Annotated in this window: 19 protein-coding genes and 2 pseudogenes; 12 read left to right on the top strand and 9 right to left on the bottom strand. The window is 58.4% G+C overall.

Annotation, left to right across the window (positions count from 1 at the left end):
* Positions 1–25: 25 nt before the first annotated feature.
* Entirely contained in the window at positions 26–664 is a 639-nt protein-coding gene (locus tag C4J86_RS12810) for a TetR/AcrR family transcriptional regulator (RefSeq protein ID WP_124370657.1), read from the bottom strand.
* A gap of 274 nt (positions 665–938) precedes the next feature.
* Here C4J86_RS12810 and C4J86_RS12815 point away from each other — a divergent pair, with 274 nt between their 5' ends.
* The 3 genes from C4J86_RS12815 (at position 939) to C4J86_RS12825 (ending at position 3,492) form a co-directional block, all read left to right on the top strand.
* A complete protein-coding gene (locus tag C4J86_RS12815; protein ID WP_124370658.1) occupies positions 939–1,520 on the top strand; it encodes a TetR/AcrR family transcriptional regulator in 582 nt (193 codons plus the stop codon).
* Between the two features lie 51 nt (positions 1,521–1,571).
* Complete coding sequence (locus tag C4J86_RS12820; RefSeq protein WP_124370659.1) at positions 1,572–2,675, top strand: alkene reductase; 1,104 nt, start codon at positions 1,572–1,574, stop codon at positions 2,673–2,675.
* A 73-nt stretch (positions 2,676–2,748) separates the two neighbouring features.
* Positions 2,749–3,492, top strand: coding sequence for an SDR family oxidoreductase (locus C4J86_RS12825; protein WP_124366993.1), 744 nt, complete (start codon positions 2,749–2,751; stop codon positions 3,490–3,492).
* Between the two features lie 113 nt (positions 3,493–3,605).
* On the opposite strand, the gene C4J86_RS12830 is transcribed toward C4J86_RS12825, so the two are convergent.
* The 5 genes from C4J86_RS12830 to C4J86_RS12850 form a co-directional block, all read right to left on the bottom strand.
* Entirely contained in the window at positions 3,606–4,193 is a 588-nt protein-coding gene (locus C4J86_RS12830) for a flavin reductase family protein (RefSeq protein WP_124370660.1), read from the bottom strand.
* Between the two features lie 53 nt (positions 4,194–4,246).
* Positions 4,247–4,696 (bottom strand): SRPBCC family protein, encoded by a 450-nt coding sequence (locus C4J86_RS12835; protein ID WP_124366995.1) that lies wholly within the window; start codon positions 4,694–4,696, stop codon positions 4,247–4,249.
* Between the two features lie 82 nt (positions 4,697–4,778).
* The gene (locus C4J86_RS12840; protein WP_124370661.1) at positions 4,779–5,165 is read right to left on the bottom strand and encodes a nuclear transport factor 2 family protein; all 387 of its coding nucleotides are present in this window, start codon (positions 5,163–5,165) and stop codon (positions 4,779–4,781) included.
* Between the two features lie 59 nt (positions 5,166–5,224).
* On the bottom strand, positions 5,225–5,608 hold the full coding sequence (locus tag C4J86_RS12845; RefSeq protein ID WP_124370662.1) for a nuclear transport factor 2 family protein: 384 nt from the start codon (positions 5,606–5,608) through the stop codon (positions 5,225–5,227).
* Positions 5,609–5,833: 225 nt separating this feature from the next.
* Entirely contained in the window at positions 5,834–6,760 is a 927-nt protein-coding gene (locus tag C4J86_RS12850) for a LysR family transcriptional regulator (protein WP_124370663.1), read from the bottom strand.
* A gap of 123 nt (positions 6,761–6,883) precedes the next feature.
* Between C4J86_RS12850 and C4J86_RS12855 the strand changes: the two genes are divergently transcribed.
* The 5 genes and pseudogenes from C4J86_RS12855 (at position 6,884) to C4J86_RS12870 (ending at position 11,526) form a co-directional block, all read left to right on the top strand.
* Positions 6,884–7,729, top strand: a complete 846-nt coding sequence (locus C4J86_RS12855) for an SDR family NAD(P)-dependent oxidoreductase (protein ID WP_124370664.1) — start codon at positions 6,884–6,886, stop codon at positions 7,727–7,729.
* Positions 7,730–8,626: 897 nt separating this feature from the next.
* Positions 8,627–9,046, top strand: a pseudogene (locus C4J86_RS27370) (HAMP domain-containing protein); the annotation flags it as partial.
* 102 nt (positions 9,047–9,148) lie between these two features.
* Positions 9,149–9,904 carry a methyl-accepting chemotaxis protein gene (locus C4J86_RS27375; protein WP_372237501.1) on the top strand — a complete coding sequence of 252 codons (756 nt, stop codon included), beginning with the start codon at positions 9,149–9,151 and terminating at the stop codon, positions 9,902–9,904.
* Positions 9,905–9,921: 17 nt separating this feature from the next.
* Positions 9,922–10,842 carry a substrate-binding domain-containing protein gene (locus C4J86_RS12865; RefSeq protein WP_124370666.1) on the top strand — a complete coding sequence of 307 codons (921 nt, stop codon included), beginning with the start codon at positions 9,922–9,924 and terminating at the stop codon, positions 10,840–10,842.
* Between the two features lie 72 nt (positions 10,843–10,914).
* Positions 10,915–11,526: a glutathione S-transferase family protein gene (locus tag C4J86_RS12870; protein ID WP_124370667.1), complete on the top strand. Its 612-nt coding sequence runs from the start codon at positions 10,915–10,917 to the stop codon at positions 11,524–11,526.
* A 160-nt stretch (positions 11,527–11,686) separates the two neighbouring features.
* Here the strand turns inward: C4J86_RS12870 and C4J86_RS12875 are convergent, their stop codons facing one another.
* The 3 genes and pseudogenes from C4J86_RS12875 to C4J86_RS12885 all read right to left on the bottom strand — a co-directional run bounded on the left by C4J86_RS12875 (position 11,687) and on the right by C4J86_RS12885 (position 13,787).
* Positions 11,687–12,622: a DMT family transporter gene (locus tag C4J86_RS12875; protein WP_124370668.1), complete on the bottom strand. Its 936-nt coding sequence runs from the start codon at positions 12,620–12,622 to the stop codon at positions 11,687–11,689.
* A gap of 70 nt (positions 12,623–12,692) precedes the next feature.
* A pseudogene (locus C4J86_RS12880) lies at positions 12,693–12,823 on the bottom strand (AraC family transcriptional regulator N-terminal domain-containing protein); the annotation flags it as partial.
* Positions 12,824–12,890: 67 nt separating this feature from the next.
* Positions 12,891–13,787 (bottom strand): LysR family transcriptional regulator, encoded by an 897-nt coding sequence (locus C4J86_RS12885; RefSeq protein WP_124370669.1) that lies wholly within the window; start codon positions 13,785–13,787, stop codon positions 12,891–12,893.
* Positions 13,788–13,939: 152 nt separating this feature from the next.
* Here C4J86_RS12885 and C4J86_RS12890 point away from each other — a divergent pair, with 152 nt between their 5' ends.
* The 4 genes from C4J86_RS12890 (at position 13,940) to C4J86_RS12905 (ending at position 16,437) form a co-directional block, all read left to right on the top strand.
* Positions 13,940–14,593, top strand: a complete 654-nt coding sequence (locus tag C4J86_RS12890) for a hydrolase (RefSeq protein ID WP_124370670.1) — start codon at positions 13,940–13,942, stop codon at positions 14,591–14,593.
* 168 nt (positions 14,594–14,761) lie between these two features.
* Positions 14,762–15,064: a helix-turn-helix transcriptional regulator gene (locus C4J86_RS12895; RefSeq protein ID WP_101209484.1), complete on the top strand. Its 303-nt coding sequence runs from the start codon at positions 14,762–14,764 to the stop codon at positions 15,062–15,064.
* A gap of 62 nt (positions 15,065–15,126) precedes the next feature.
* Positions 15,127–16,101 (top strand): zinc-dependent alcohol dehydrogenase family protein, encoded by a 975-nt coding sequence (locus C4J86_RS12900; RefSeq protein ID WP_124370671.1) that lies wholly within the window; start codon positions 15,127–15,129, stop codon positions 16,099–16,101.
* A gap of 42 nt (positions 16,102–16,143) precedes the next feature.
* Entirely contained in the window at positions 16,144–16,437 is a 294-nt protein-coding gene (locus tag C4J86_RS12905) for an antibiotic biosynthesis monooxygenase (RefSeq protein ID WP_124370672.1), read from the top strand.
* Positions 16,438–16,451: the final 14 nt, after the last annotated feature.

A 16,451-nucleotide genomic window follows, 5' to 3' on the forward strand; every position in this document is an offset into this window, starting at 1 on the left:
GATGGCGCCCCATGGTCAGTTGGCGTTATCGCGATTCGGCGAGGGAAGGGGCGAGCATGGCCACCGCGGTCGCGGCGATGCCCTGCAGGTCTTCGCGGCTGGCCGCATCATGAGCCTGCAACGACATGCCTTCAAGGAGGGTATTCAATGCGGCAGCGAGTATGCGGGTGTTGGTCTGCGGTTTGAGCTGCCCAGCCTCAACCGCGCAATCCAGGCGCTGTTGCAGGTAGTCGCGGCCTTCCTGGCGCAACGCTTTGAGGGCGGCGGTGACCTCGCCAGCATCTTCCGACACGTTCACGGCCGCCAGTACCACCATGCAGCCGCAGGGCGCTAGAGGCTCGGTCAAAATGGACGCAGAGGTATGAAAGAATTCGCGGATGGCGCACACGATGTCCGGCTCACTGCCCATCCGCTCCCACGTCGCGTCCCAGAAGGTCGTTTCATAGTGGGCAACGGCTTCCAGAAACAACTTGGCCTTGTTGCCAAACGCCGCATACAGGCTGGGTGGATTGATGCCCATCGCTGAGCACAACTCGGTCACCGACGCGGGCTCATACCCGCGCTTCCAGAACACCGCCAACGCGCGAAGCAGCGCCTGATCGCGGTCGAATGCGCGCGGGCGTCCCTTGCTGCGAGGAACAGAGGGTGAAATGGAATCGGACATGGGGCTGGCTACCTTAAGGCGTAACGCCAGACGCTGGCGTCGGGAAAGCTGTTTTCAACGTGGATGATACACAAAATGGCCTGGCTTCGTGGCTCCGCGCGAGTGCAGCAGCGTGCCTGCAACAACGGGTCTTGAACGGTCAGCCTCAGTTTTCGACGGTCACCGTCCGGCCATTTAAGAGCCAGCGCTGCATGAGACCGTTGGTCACGTAAGGGGCAATTCATTCCAGGAGTTACTAGACGACCGGTCTATTTTTTACTAGAGTGGCGTCATTATGAAAAAACAACACGCCACAACCCGCCAACACATTCTGGATGTCGCCAGGGTGTTAATGACCCATAAAGGCTATACCAGCGTGGGACTGGCTGAAGTGGTGGCCGCCGCCGAGGTGCCGAAAGGCTCGTTCTACCACTATTTCAAATCCAAGGATGAATTTGGCCAAGCGCTGCTGGAACAGTACTTTTGCGACTACTTGGCTGCGGTCGACACCCTCCTGGGAGGTACCCGGCCGGCGGCTGAACGATTGCTCGAGTATTTCCACTATTGGGCGCACACCCAATGCTCCGATTCACCGACGGACAAATGCCTCGTCGTGAAACTGGGCGCCGAGGTCTGTGACCTTTCCGAAGGCATGCGCCTGGTGCTCGATAAAGGTACTCAAGCAATCAACGCTCGGCTTGAGCGCTGCATCGAGCAAGGCCATGTCGATGGCTCGATCAGCTCCACCCTCTCCAACGCGACGCTCGCGCAAGCGCTTTATCAAATTTGGCTCGGTGCCTCGTTAATGATGAAGATCAACAAGCGCCCTGACGCTTTTGAAGAATCCCTGACCATGGCGAAGCGACTCCTGTCGTAGCCATTTTTTAGCAACTTACTAGACGACCGGTCTATTTAATTGAGGTTTACCATGACAGATAACAGTCACCGCACTGACTTGTTCACACCCACCCGCTTTGGCGCAATTGAACTCGCCAATCGCATCGTAATGGCGCCGGTTACGCGCAGCCGCTACGCCGAAGACGGTATTCCCAACGAGTTGCACGCCGAGTATTACGCCCAGCGCGCCACGGCAGGCTTGATCGTTGCCGAAGCCACCAATATCTCCGCTCAAGGCCGTGGTTATGCGGCAACACCGGGTATCTGGAGCGACGAGCAGGTTGCCGGCTGGAAGAAAGTCACTGATGCCGTGCATGCCGCTGGCGGCAAGATCGTCAGCCAACTCTGGCACGTGGGGCGTTTTTCCAGCGTCGAGTTGCAGCCGGACGGTGCTGCACCGGTGGCGCCTTCCGCGATCAAGGCTCAAGGCGATACCTACACCGTCAACGGTTTTGTCCCGGTTTCGATGCCGCGCGCACTTGAAACCGATGAAATCCCCGGGATCATCGAGCAGTACAAACGTGCGGCCGAGAACGCCAAGCGTGCCGGTTTTGACGGTGTGGAAGTGCACTCCGCCAACAGCTACCTGCTGGACCAATTCCTGCGCGATTCAACTAACCACCGCACCGACCAATACGGCGGTTCGATCGAAAACCGCGCTCGGCTGACGCTGGAAGTGACCGAAGCGATCATCAATATCTGGGGCAATGAGCGTGTCGGCATCCGCTTGTCGCCTGTCACCCCCGACGCCGGCAACACGCCGCCCGACAGCAACGTGATGGCGATGTACGGCTATCTGATCCAGCAACTCAACGCATTCGATCTCGCGTACTTGCACTTCGTCGAAGGCGCTACCGCCACCTCGCGTGAAGTGCCTGCGGGCGTGGACATGGACGCCCTGAGCGCGCAGTTCAAAGGCGCCTTTATCGGCAACAACAACTACGACCTGGAAATGGCAATCGAGCGCCGTGCCGAAGGCAGGATCGACGCAGTCGCGTTTGGTCGCTTGTTCATTTCCAACCCCGACCTGGTCGAGCGCCTGCGCCGTGGCGCTGAACTCACCATTGCACCGCGCGAGTCCTACTACGGCGGCGGCGCCAAGGGCTACACCGACTGGCCTGTCGGCAACTACTGATCGCGCCTGAACACCTGCGATAACCCAAACACTGCCCGACACGTGCGGGCAGTCATTGTCCAAGAGGAACTCCATGAACTACGTGCAAAACAAGACTGCGATCATCACCGGCGCATCGTCTGGCCTGGGTGCCGCATCGGCTCGAGCGCTGTCTGCCCAAGGCGCCCGCATTGTTGCCGCCGCGCTGGACCAGCAAGGTCTGGACGCGATCGTCAGCGAGTTGAAAGCCAACGGTGGTGAAGCGGTAGGGCGCGTCAGCGACGTCACCAACCCGGAGGATATGAAGGCGCTGGCCCAGTTCGCCCAGGACGCTTTCGGTTCAGTCGATATCCTGATCAACAACGCCGGCCTGATGTTGTTTTCCAACTGGGTAGACCTGGCCGTTGATGACTGGGAAAAGATGATCAACGTGAACATCAAAGGCTACTTGCACGGAATCGCCGCTGTGCTGCCGTTCATGTTGAAACAGAAGTCGGGCCAGATCCTCAACATGGATTCGGTGGCCGGTCACCAGGTCGGGCCGGCTGCCGGCATTTACAGTGCCACTAAATTTTTCGTGCAGGCCATGACTGAGTCGATGCGCAAGGAACTGGGCGTGCATCATGGCATTCGTGTCAACACCATCAGCCCCGGTGTGATCAACACGGGTTGGGCAGACAAAGTGACCGATCCAGCGGGGCGCAAGGCCGCCCAGGAACTGAACAAGATCGCGATCTCGCCTGACGACATAGGCCGAGCCGTGCTCTACGCCTTGAACCAGCCTGAAAACGTCACCGTCAACGACCTGATCATCTCGCCAACCCGTCAGGATTGGTAAGCATGACCTGACCGCATGACCACGCCCAGGCACGCACAGGATGCGGCGTGCCTGGGTGCTGCGGTGCCCAGGCCGATTGCGCTGATTTCAATGCGAGGCTGGCCAAGTGGGCATCATGTGTCTTGTTCTGCATCGACGTTCAGCGCCTCGCCGATCGCATAAAACTGCCCGCCAGCGATGTAGTGCAGGCTACGAAAGTCCGCTGGGGCGGTCTCAAAATGCCAGTGCCCATCCTTGAAGACGCGAGTGTCTGCCCATGCGCCAACCACCTCGCCGATGAACAAATCATAGGTCGTCTGGTTGTGGGGCTCGGGCAGCAGTTTGCAGGCCAGCCAGGCCGAGCAGCCTGAAACGAACGGCAGGTCTTGGCCGGGGATGTCGAACAACTCCACATCACTTTGTGCCAGTTTGTCGTGCGTATCGAAAAGGCTCGCACTGCCGACGTTTTTTGTCAGTTTGAGTTGTGCCACGGTGGGCACCTGAATCACGAAAACGCCACTGCGCTCGACCAACTCGCGTGTCTTGGTGATCTTGTCCAACACCACTGTCACTTTTGGCGGCGAAAAATCCAGCGCGCAGGCCCATGCGGCGGCCATCACATTCGTCACCCCCGCATGTTGAGCGGATACCAGGGTGGTCGGGCCGTGATTGATCAGCCTGTAGGCTTTTTCAAGTGGCACGGCGGCAATATGCTCGTCCATCGCAACTCCAATAATAGGCCCCGCATCCATCACTGGACCGAGGCTGTGCTCATTTACCCGCTGGCCGTTTTGTTCAGGTAGACCTGAAGGCTTTGATGGCCGCCGACAATCAGTGATTCGATCGCCGCGGTCAACTCGCCCTGGGGATCTGGCTCACGCGTGTCGAAGGTTGCGCTCCACAGGACCACTGTAATGTCTTCACCCGTCAGGGGGATCAACCGTACGGTAGCCACGTAATTGTCGACGGGCAATGGCGACTCTACAAAACGGTACGAGAACTGCAGGTCAGGCTCGTCCACCGACAACAGTTTTTCACGCAAGACTGCGCCGTCTTGTAAGGTCAGCCGGCGGATGCAGCCCACCAGGCCGTCAGGCTGGCCGTTTTCGATAATGCTTTCGGCAATTGCCGGGTGCCATTGGCTGATCTGTCCGAAATGCTTGAGCACATCCCATACGCGGTCGGCGCCGCCGTCAATGAGGGCGCGATATTCAACTGTTGCCATGATTTGATACCTTTAATACATCGTAATGTGTACATCGACGGCCATGCCACGGCGCTGGGGCTCGCACTGATGGCCGCCCTGATCAGCCTTCGAATTGGTGATAGACCTTGGCGATCACCTTCCAGGTGCCGTCGATTTTGATCAGCGTCAGGTAGTCGTTGTAATCGGCGCCAATCGCGTCGTTTTCCATGTCGACACGAACCACGGCGGTGGTCGGCGTTATCGCCAGCACGTCCAGACGGGTAGTGATATCCGGCGCCGTGCCGTGGGTGCGGACAAAGTCGAACAGGTTGTTGATCGGGCCGCCCAGCAGTTGGCCATTGGTGAAACCGTACATCACCGCGTCTTTGTGGAATGCCTGCTCCAGGCCCTCGGCACTGCCGATACGCAGGCTGTCCACGTAGTGCTGGGCGACGGCGATAACGGCGTTGTATTCAGCAGTGGGTACCGCTTTGATGTTCTTGCTCATGATCCAAATCCTGTAAACGTTTATGGCGCCAACGCGCCGTGGTGAAGGAGGCGTGTGGCTTAAGGCGCTACGTGGGTGTGATAGATCTTGCTGACGACCGTCCATTGGCCTTCCACCTTCAGCAGGTTGAAAAAGTCGGTAAAGCAGAAACCGGAGATGTCATTGGTATCGACGCGCGCACTGGCAGCCGTCCCAACGATATCGACGTTGACGATGGCGCCCTGAGCCTCGGGGGAGGGGCGAAACGCGCTGTAGATGATGTCGAACAGACCCTGAATCGGGCCGCCGGTCAGTTTGTTCTCGGCGTCTACGCCAAAGATCGTCGCCTGCTCGCTGAAGGCTGGTTTCATGATGCTGCTTTTCGCCTGTTTGCCACCTTCGTTGTACTGGTTCAGTACGGCGACAATGGCGTTGTATTCCTGGACGTAGGTTGGGTTGCTCACGGCGTGACTCCTGTTTGAATGATCGCGTTGCGCGCAAGGCGTGAGATGGCCAGCCGGGCGAGTAATGCCCGCGCAAATCCCGCCCACGGCATGCCCATTGGCTAGACGGGTCATTTATGTATCGATCGATACATATCTCGCGCATTCTATAGTGATCACTACAGTTCGTGTCAAGCTTTTAGCGGATAGCGAGTGGGGCCAGGTAGGAACGCTGCCCATCCCTATTCAGGCAATCGGCGAGACGACCTGGGGGGCTGCGTTGAAGTCGAGCATGGAAATGAAGCTGTCCATCAACGGTGATTCGTTGTGGGTGTTCCAGCTCATGTACAGGCCGATGGCCGGGTTGGGGGAAGCGGTCACGGGGTAGATCCGGCGGAACAGGACCTTGTCGCGCATGATTGAGTTGGCAATCGACTCAGGCACCAGGGCAACGCCGAAACCGCAGGCCACCAAGCCGATCAAGGTATGGATCTGCGCGGCCTCCTGCACCACCTTGGGATAAAAACCGGCGGCTTCACACAACGCGATCAGCTGACCGTGATAGCCGGTGCCCAGGGCTTCGGGCGTGAATACGAAGTCTTCCCCGGCGAAATCCCTCAAGTCGATCTGACCTTCCTTTGCCTTCGGGTGATGGGCGGGCAGCGCCATCACGATCTCTTCGTCCAGCAACAGGCGTGACTCGACGTTTTCCGCCGAGATCGGCAACTTGCGCATGAAGGCAATATCCGCTTCTCCCGACAGAATGGCCTTGGCCTGGCTGGAAGAGGGCATCTCCTTGATGATCAACTGGACTTTGGGGTAGGTCTCGCGGAACTGGCGCAGGGTACTGAGCAGTGACTCGTAGTAGGCGATGGACACCGCCGTCACCGTGAGTTTGCCAGCAATGCCCTCGGACACCTGGCGTGCGTGTTCGGTGCCCAACTCCAGCTCTTTGAGGGTGCTATAGGCCGTGTTCAGGAACGCACCGCCGGCCGGGGTCAGTTTGACCCCGCGTTTATTGCGGGTGAAGAGACTGAACCCCAGTTTGTCTTCGAGGCGATTGATGGCTTGGCTCAACGGGGGCTGGGCCATGTGCAGGCGAATAGCAGCCTTGTGGAAATGCAGTTCTTCAGCCACGGCGATGAATTGGCGTAGCAGGCGGGTTTCGATCATTTCGTCTGTTCCTTCATTTGAACTGATTGATAGGCGCCAAGTATCAACTTGCGCCGCCGTTAGTATTAAACAGCGCGGACACACCTTGTTAAGGTGAGGTGGCAACTCAAGGGGAAATAGCCAATGAACTTTACAGGAAAGACTGCGGTTATAACGGGCGCTGGCCGAGGGCTGGGTTTTAGTTACGCACAGGCGTTGGCCACGCTGGGCGCCAATGTGGTGATCAGTGATGTCGGCGCAGATAAGCTGGGCGCGGGAGGCGATGGTTCGATTGCCATGGAGGCTGCCAAGACCCTCAGGGACAAGGGCTTCAACGTGGTAGGGCATCATGGCGACCTGTCCAGCGAACAGGGTTGCGAGCAATTGGTGGCAGCGGCCATCGAGGCGTTTGGCCAACTTGATATCTTGATTCACAACGCCGGTTGGGTCGGTTATCAACCCATCGAAGAAGCCGACGCGACGTTCATCGGCCGGGCGTTGGATATCAATATCTATACACCTGTGTGGTTATGCAAACATGCCTGGAAACATCTCAAGCAGTCCTCTGCCGCACGAGTGGTACTGACGTCATCCGACCGTGCGATGTACCAGCAGTATGCACAAACGGGCCTGGTGGCATATGCCGCCGGCAAGATGGCGCAATTGGGCGTCATGAATGCGTTGAGCATGGAAGGCGCGCAGGTGGGCATCCTGGTTAATGCGGTATCGCCCGTGGCCAAGACGCGTATGTGGGGTGTTGTCGGCGAACCGGAAAACCTCAAGCCCGAATGGGTTGCGCCTGGGGTGGTATTTCTGGCCTCCCAGCAATGCGAGGATTCCGGCTATGTCCTGCGCGCCAGCAACGGACAATTTACGGCGACGCGGTTTGTCGAAAACCCGGGTGTCGACTATCCCGTCGATTTGGCCCGAGTCAAAGCCGACAGTGCCGAGCAGGTTGCTCAACTTTGGAACCGGATCAAGGAGTGTTGAATGAAGTCGGGTAGGGCGGCCACGCCCAGCCCGCAAAGGTCGATCTTGAAAACGCCGCTCAGTCGCTTTCTCCTTTCAAGTTCCCGGCTGCGCGGCCGATGCAGACCTTAGCGCTCCGAGCAGTCTCCCTCGAAGTACGCCGACGCTTCACACCAGCTCCACAACAATAAAAACCTAACGGGGTTAACCATGACCATTTTACAGCGGGTTATCGGGGGCTTTGCGGTGCTTGTGCTGTTGCTGCTGACCATGGCAGGGGTCAGCTATCAAAGCACGCATTCTATAAGCGAGCGTCTGGGCATCATCACGAGCCAATCGGCACCGTTGAGTCGTGCGGCCAGTGAGTTGTACGTGCATATCCTGCGCGCCAACCAGGCGTTGCTGGCCATGTTGATCAGCACCGATGTCAAACAGATCGACGCCGGCAAGCAAGCGTTCACCGACAGCATTACCCAGTTCAATCGCTTGCTCGACAGCACGGCGGTCTATGTGGTCGACCGCGACGAGCTGAAGGCTGGCCTCGCCCAGCAGCGCCAGTTAGTGACGGCCTACGCCGACCAGGCGCAAACCCTGATGGCCTCGCACCGTGAGCATGTGCAGCAACTCGCGTTGACGCGAGTGCTGCAAGGTTACAGCAGCGCCCAGGGTTCGCAGTTGGCGGGTTACCTGCGCGATTACATTGCTCGGGCCCGCAGTGCCGGCGACGCACAACAGGTGGCGGCGGCTGAAAAACTGCTGTTGGAAGTCAATAAATCTTATGACGGGCTGGCCGCGCATGCGGCGACGCCAGCCATCGACACCTTGCAACGCGTGCTGAACCTGCAGGACGAGGTCATCAGCACGCGCCTTCAGGCGCTGTTGGCCGTTGACCCCAGAGGCGGGCGGATTGCCGCCGTGATGGTCAATCGTCTACTCACCGATCTGACCGGCGCCGACGGCGTGTTCCATGCCTACCTCACCGAGGCAAAATTGAGCGCGCAGGTTGTGCAGCAACGCACGGCGGTAGAAGTTGCCCTGCAATCCACCCTGGGCAAGATTGGCGAATTTGGCAGCCAGGCCCTTGAGGTCGCCAATCACGCCCGGGACGATGCCAACGCCACCATCGGCACCAGCCGCAGCCTGGTGTTGATCGCCTGTGTACTGGCGGTGCTGGCCGCCGTGCTGATCGGCATTTGGGTCGCCTTCAGCCTGCGTCGTCCCCTGGCGGCGTTTCGCGAGGTGCTCAAGCAACTGACGGCCGGCGATATGCGCGTCAGTTTCGATGTCTCGCGCAAGGACGAGTTCGGGGAGCTGGGCGGTTACCTGAATGAACTGACCATCGCCCTGCGCAAAACCTTTCGTGAGCTGATCAGCTCCGCCGATGCCCTGGCGACCACGGCGGACAACAATGCCTTGAGCAGCGAGCAGACCACTCGCGTAGTGGATGAGCAAAAAGACAGGTTGCAGTCGGCGGCCTCGGCCATGACTGAGATGGAAAGTACCGTGGAAGAAGTCGCACGGCGCGCGCAAGACACCCGCAAGGCGGTGGACGACACCAGTGACCTCACCGATCAAGTGCAGGAGCGTGTGGCCGAGACCATCGTCAACATTCGCCTTCAGGCCGAGCAGGTAAACAAAGCCACCGAGGTTACCGACGAACTGCAGAAGTACGGCCACAATATCGAAGGCATTGTGGTTGCCATTCGTACCATCGCCGAACAGACCAACCTGCTCGCACTCAACGCGGCTATCGAAGCCGCGCGTGCGGGCGAACAAGGTCGAGGTTTTGCCGTCGTCGCTGATGAAGTGCGCTCCCTGGCAAGTCGTACCCAGACCTCTACCAGCGAAATCCAGGAAATGATCGGACGGATGCAGGAAAAAATTCATTCCGTGGTCCAGGTGATGAACGAGAGCCAGGTGCAGTCGGGCCAATGCGTGACGCTGGCCTCGGGAGCCGGTGAATTGCTGCACTCGATGAGCGAGGCGGTCGGCACGATTCGCGACATGAACATCCAGATTGCTGCGGCCACCGAGCAGCAGAGCGCCACCGTGGCGGAAACCAGCCGGATGGTCATCCAGATCAATGATTCGGCGCAGCAGACGGCCGAAGGTGCCGAGCAATCGGCCAGCAGCAGTCAACGTTTGTCGGCCATGGCCAAAGTGCAGCGTGAACTGCTTCATCAATTCAGCGTTTGATCCTCGGGAGCTAGAAAATGAAAGCATGGTTCAGATGTTTCCTGGGGTCGGCGCTGTTAACCACAGGCCTGGCCCAGGCCGCTACGCCGCTGGTGGGCGTGGCCATGGCCAAATACGACGATAATTTCCAGGCGTTGCTGCGCAATGGCGTTCAGCAAAAGGCGGCGGCGATGGATATCGATATTTTCATGGAGAATGGGCAGGACAATTCCGAATTGCAGCTGCGGCAGTTTCGCAACCTGATCCATTCCAAAGTCGACGCGATCATCGTGGCCGTGGTCGACGGCACAAGCACGCCGCAGATGATGCAGTTGGCCAGCGAAGCGAATATTCCCCTGGTCTTCGTCAACCGCAATCCCTCGCCCGAAAAGCTCACCGCGCGCGCTGCGTTTGTCGGCTCCAATGAACTGGAGTCAGGCACGTTGCAGATGGAAGAGTTGGCACGCCGGGCTGGCTACAAGGGCAACGTGGTGATTCTGGTCGGCGACCCCGCCAATGCGTCCTCATCGATGCGTACCGAGGACGTCGAAAAAGTCGTCGCCAAGTACCCGGACATGAAAGTCGTGCAGAAAAAAGTCGCCAACTGGGAGCGTAGCCAGGCCGCCACGGTGGTCATGGACTGGGTGAAGCAGGGCGTCGATTTTTCGATTGTCGCCGCCAATAACGACGAAATGGCGATCGGCGCGATCATGGGCCTGGAGAAGGCCGGCAAGCAGGCCAAGGATTACTGGGTAGGCGGCATCGACGGTACGTCGGATGGGCTCAAGCTCATGGCGGATGGAAAGATGGCTGTCAGTGTGTTCCAGGATGCCGTGGGGCAGGCGAGTGGAGCCGTTGACGCGGCTGTCCGCCTGGCGCGTGGCGAAAAGCTGGATACACCGATCATCTGGGTGCCGTTCCAGTTGATTACTCCGGAGAATCGTCAGCAGTTCGAGTGACGGGCGATGTGAGTCTGTGCAAGGGGCGAGCACGGTAATAGTATTGACCCCATTACAAAGGGAGATCACCTGATGAAATTGATAGGCATGCTGGATTCCCCCTATGTTCGACGGGTGGCTATTTCGCTGGAGGCGATGGGGGTCTCGTTCGAGCACGCCGCACTTTCGGTATTCAGCGACTTCGAAGCATTCGCTGCGATCAACCCAGTGGTGAAGGCACCTAGTTTGGTGCTGGATAACGGCAGCGTGTTGATGGATTCGACGCTGATCATCGACTACTTCGAGGCGCTGAGCCCGGCTGAGCGAAAATTGATGCCACACCAGGCCGTGCCTCTGGCGGATTCGCTGCGGACCTTGGGGCTGGCATTGGCTGCCTGCGAAAAGGCAGTGCAGATAGTCTATGAATACCGGCTGCGACCAGAGGAAAAACGCCACCAGCCCTGGCTGGAGCGGGTAACCGCGCAGTTGTTGGCGGCTTGTCGCGCATGGGATACGCAATTGTCGGGACGGCAATCGGTTGTGTCAGATCGGCCGGATCAGGTTGACATCACCAGCGCCGTCGCCTGGTCGTTCATACAGTTGATGGTCGCTGATGTGGTCAGGGCGGCTGCTTTCCCAGCCTTGCAGGCACATGCGGCACGCTGGGAAGCCACCGAGCTGTTTAAACGCTACCCTCAGGTTTGATGGCACCAGAGTGCCTGATGGTCAGTCCTTTACCAGGGGCCAGGGGCGCTGGCGTGCTTTGCGTCTTCATGAGTAAACGAGATTTATCAGTATGTCCGCAGCGAGTAATGCGACTGCCAGCATAAACAGCTCCTTGTTAAGGCCTGTGCATGTGAAGCGTTCAGCGCGCAGCAGTGGGCTTTTTCAGCAGGATGAAGCCTGAAATCAGGATAAGGGCCAGACCGACCGCGGTCCGGCCATTGAGCACTTCATTGAACAGCAACGCCCCCCAGGCAATCGCGAAGATCAGGTAGGTGTAATCGAATGCGCCGATGATCGAGGTCTCGCCGATTTGATAGGCCCGGGCGATGCCGGTACTGACCAGTACCATCAGAATCGCCAGCACCACCATCACGCCCCAGTCGCTGATCGCCATGGGCGACCAGTCGCCCACCAGAAATCGCAGGCCCTCGTTGGCCGGCAGGTGAGGGCCAGTCTGTGCGACGACAATGCTGCCGACCATTCCCATCAACAACAGGACGATGTTCAGCGCCAGGGCCAGGTGCATGGGCGCCTCATTGGCGCACTTGCCCTTGGTCACGACCGCTGCGAGGGCGTATAAAATCGCAGCGAGCACGGGTAGCAGTGTCCATAGGTTGAAGTCAGCCTGGCTGGGCGCGAGCGTGACCAGCACCCCGGCGAACCCCACCAGAATGGCCACCCATTTGCGCGGTGTGACATGCTCGTCCAAGGTGACTGCCGAGAGTAAAGCGATAAACAAAGGTGTCGTATAGATTGCCAATGCGGCTATGGTCAAGCTGATGAAGGGCAGTGCGCTGTAAAAGGCGATCCACATCAAGGCAAGCAGCAGGCTTCTTGCGCCTATCCAAAAAGGGGAAAGCGGCCGTTGCTGCGATGTGCCGCGGCGGTACATCAACAAGGCGACGAGCATGCCAATGGCCAGTACCGAACGAATCACGTAGAGCTGCCACATCGATGTCTCGGCGCTGGTGGCCTTGATAAGAGCGTCTGACACCGACAACAGGAACACCGAACCTACGACGATGAGTATGCTTTGTCGGTTTTCAGCGGCGGTAACGGTTGTGGTTGCAGACATGATGGATCCTGATGTGATCGACCTGGAGGATTCTGGTTGAACTCGTAGTGCATTTAAAGTGAGTTATGGTTTCCCGCAGCATCCAGCCATGGGGGCCCTGGAGCACACGAAAGATGATCTCCCGTTCATAAACCGGGGCCAGGGCTGCGATGGCGTCCGGATGCCCATTAATCGCAACATTCGCACCCAGGCATCCATCAGGGCCTATCTTGGTCAACAACAAGCGCTCAGCACAGCAGGCAGCCACTCACTCAAACACCTCCCCCAATCAAACAGCAACATCTCCTGCAAAATACGGAGATTCCCCGAAATACTCGATCAACAATTGCGCAAAGACCCGGATCTTCTGCGCAGGATGCTGACCGGCCGGGCGGACTAAGTAAGCACCCGCTGGCGGTGGTGGATAACGCGTCATGATCGGCACCAGTGCGCCGGATGCCAGGCTGTCATACGTTAGGCAATCGGGCAGGTACGCGACCCCGAGTCCGGCGACTGCGGCGGCGACTAGCGCGATGCCGTTGTCGGCCTTGAAGCGTCCTTGCGGGCGAATGGCGACGATCTTGTCGCCATCCATGAATTGCCAAGCTTCGGTGCTTTGCATCAGGGCTTGATGGGCGGCTATCTCCTCAGGTTTCTCGGGTGAACCATAAGCCTTGATATAGCCCGGACTCGCGACCAGCTTGCCGTTGATCGGGCCGATGCGTCTTGCGATCAGGTTGGAATCCTGAAGGTAGCCGACGCGGATCGCGCAGTCGTAACCTTCGGCGATGAGGTCAACGAAGCGGTCGCTGTAGCAGGTCTGGATCTGAAGTTGCGGGTGCCGCACGGCCATTTCCGCCAGTACGGGGGCGAAGTGAGTCGGGCCAAAAGAAAGCGGCGCGGCCACTCGTAAACGACCCTGCAGCGCTCCGGCAGGCAGGATCGCTTCCCTGGCTGACTCCATTTCTGAGCAGACCCTCGCTGCATAATCGCGAAAGGTCGCGCCGGCCTCGGTCAGCGCCGCGCCGCGAGTCGAGCGTGTCAGCAACTGCACGCCAAGCTGTGCTTCCAATCGCGCCAACCTGCGACTGACGATTGACTTGGACACGCCCAGCCGGGCTGCGGCAGGCGAAACGCCCCCCGCGTCAGCAACCTCTACGAATGTCTGAAGCTCTTCGATATCCAAACGGTGTTCCTCATTTCGCGACACAGCCAAACACTTGGCAACACTACCGGATTAAGCATCGAAACAGCACAGTGTTGTTCGCAGGCAGCGTCGGCGCTGGCGTATGCCGCTCATTACCAATCCAATTCATAACGACAACACGGGATCTATTAATGACTTTTCGTAACGGCCTTACATCGCTTCTTCGTCCTGAAGATTCGGTACTCGTTCTGATCGACCACCAGCCTTTCCAGCTCACTAATCTGAACAGCCATGAGCCGCAAATGGTGGTCAACAATGCGACGGCGTTGGCGAAGGCAGCCAAGGCGTTCAACGTGCCCACCATCTTGACCAGCGTGATCGCCGAGCGGGGCGGTTTCATCTTTCCGCAAATCCTCGATGTTTTTCCCGGCCAAGAGGTGATTGATCGGACGCTGATCAACACCTGGGAAGACCAGAAGGTGGTGGACGCGGTAAAAGCGACGGGCCGCAAGCAACTGGTTATCGCGGGTCTGTGGACCGAAGTCTGCGTCGCCATGCCGGTGATCCAGGCACTCGGCGAAGGTTGGGATGTAACGGTGATCACTGACGCATCCGGCGCGGTTTCGGTCGAGGCCCATCGAGTGGCGATCCAGCGCATGATTGCGGCGGGCGCGAACATGATGACTTGGCTCGCTCTCGCTGCAGAGTGGCAACGTGACTGGGCTCGGGAGGAAACCGCCGGTGCGCTGACCGATGTGCTGCTGCAGCATGCTGCCGGTAGCGGTATTGCGTATCTGTGGGAGCAGCAGTTGCTCAATGCGCCAGTGCCAGCCACCGCCGGGTGATCTGAGTGGGGGATGAAGAGCTGGTTGATCTATGTCTGGCCACAGACATTGCGAGCCTTCATCTCCTCTCGCAGCAACTGGAGAGGTCTGTTCAGCAGAATGTGAGCCGTCGGTCGCGAAGGGAAATCGGGTATTGATATATCGGAAAATCTCGATATCATCCGAGCTATGGACTTACTCGAAATATTCAAAGCACTCTCAAATCCGGTACGCCTTCAAATTCTGAAAGGCTTGAAGGACCCCGTGAACAATTTCCCTGCGCAGGATGAGGGTGACGTTTTCACGGTGGGTGTCTGCGTCAGCAGTATCCAGGAAGGTATCGGGCTGTCGCAGTCTACGGTGTCGGGTTATCTGGCAACCCTGCAACGAGTGGGCCTGGTCGAAGTCAGGCGCATCGGCCAGTGGACGTACTACAAACGCAATGAAGCAACTATCAGTGCCCTTGCCGAGTTGATCGGGAAAGATCTGTAATTTTTTACTGCATGATATCGAGATATCTCGATATTCCTTTTTGTCGATACGAGGATTTCAAAATGAAAGCGATGGTACTCAAATCATTTGGCGGCCCGGAATCGTTCGAACTCTGCGACGTACCCAAGCCAGTGCCGGGTGTGGGACAGGTCTTGGTGCGGGTACACGCAACCTCCATCAACCCCTTGGATTTTCAGGTTCGGCGCGGCGATTACGCTGACCTGGTGCCACTGCCGGCGATTACCGGACATGACGTTTCGGGCGTTGTCGAAGAAGTCGGGCCGGGGGTGACGGGCTTCGCTCCGGGGGACGAAGTCTGGTACACCCCGCAAATATTCGACGGGCCAGGCAGTTATGCCGAGTACCACGTTGCGGCCGAAAGCATCATCGGCCACAAACCGCCATCGCTGAGCCATCTTGAGGCGGCAAGTCTGACTCTGGTTGGCGGCACGGTGTGGGAAGCACTGACCGTGCGAGCGGCGCTCAGGGTAGGGGAAAGCATTCTGATACACGGCGGCGCGGGAGGCGTGGGTCATGTAGCGATCCAGGTCGCAAAAGCCATTGGCGCGCGGGTCTTCACCACCGTGCGCGAAGCAAACTTTGAGTTCGCCCGTAGCATGGGTGCCGATGTGCTCATCGACTACAAAAAGGAAGATTACGTCGACGCCATCCTGCGCGAAACCGGCGGCCAGGGTGTGGATGTGGTGTTCGACACCATAGGCGGCGACACCCTGTCGCGCAGCCCGGATGCGCTGGCTCAACTGGGCCGCGTGGTCTCGATTGTCGACATCGCGCAGCCGCAAAACCTCGTTCAGGCCTGGGGCAAGAACGCCAGTTATCACTTCGTCTTCACCCGACAAAACCGCGGCAAGCTTGATGAGCTGAGCACGTTGGTGGCTCGCGGTCAGTTGCGCCCACACGTTGGCGCGGTCTATTCGCTGGCCGATATCGGCCTGGCCCATGCTCGGTTGGAAAGTCCCGAGAACGGCCTCCAAGGCAAAATCGCGATTGCAGTTGAGCCATCGCTTATTTCCTGAGCGCCTATTTTCAGCCGTCTAAGTCGTATCAGAGGAAATGCCATGATTTATGAAATTGCTCTGCTTCCCGTACACAAAGAACGTATTGAACACTTCAAAAGTGCCTTCGCCGAGGTCGCGCCGTTGCTCACCCGCGCGAAGGGTTACGGCGGCCACTTGCTCGCGCAAGGAATCGAAACCCCCGAGCATTTCAACCTGATAGTGCGCTGGGCTTCACTTGAAGATCACTCGCCGGGCTTCGAGGCGAGTGATGACCATCAGATGTTCATGCTGGGCCTGGAGGACTATTTTTCTGAAGAACCGAAGGTCCACCATATCGAAGGAGCAGTTTTCTAACTGGATCGATGCTC

This window comes from Pseudomonas sp. R2-7-07, from assembly GCF_003852355.1.
In the GTDB taxonomy this organism is placed as follows: domain Bacteria; phylum Pseudomonadota; class Gammaproteobacteria; order Pseudomonadales; family Pseudomonadaceae; genus Aquipseudomonas.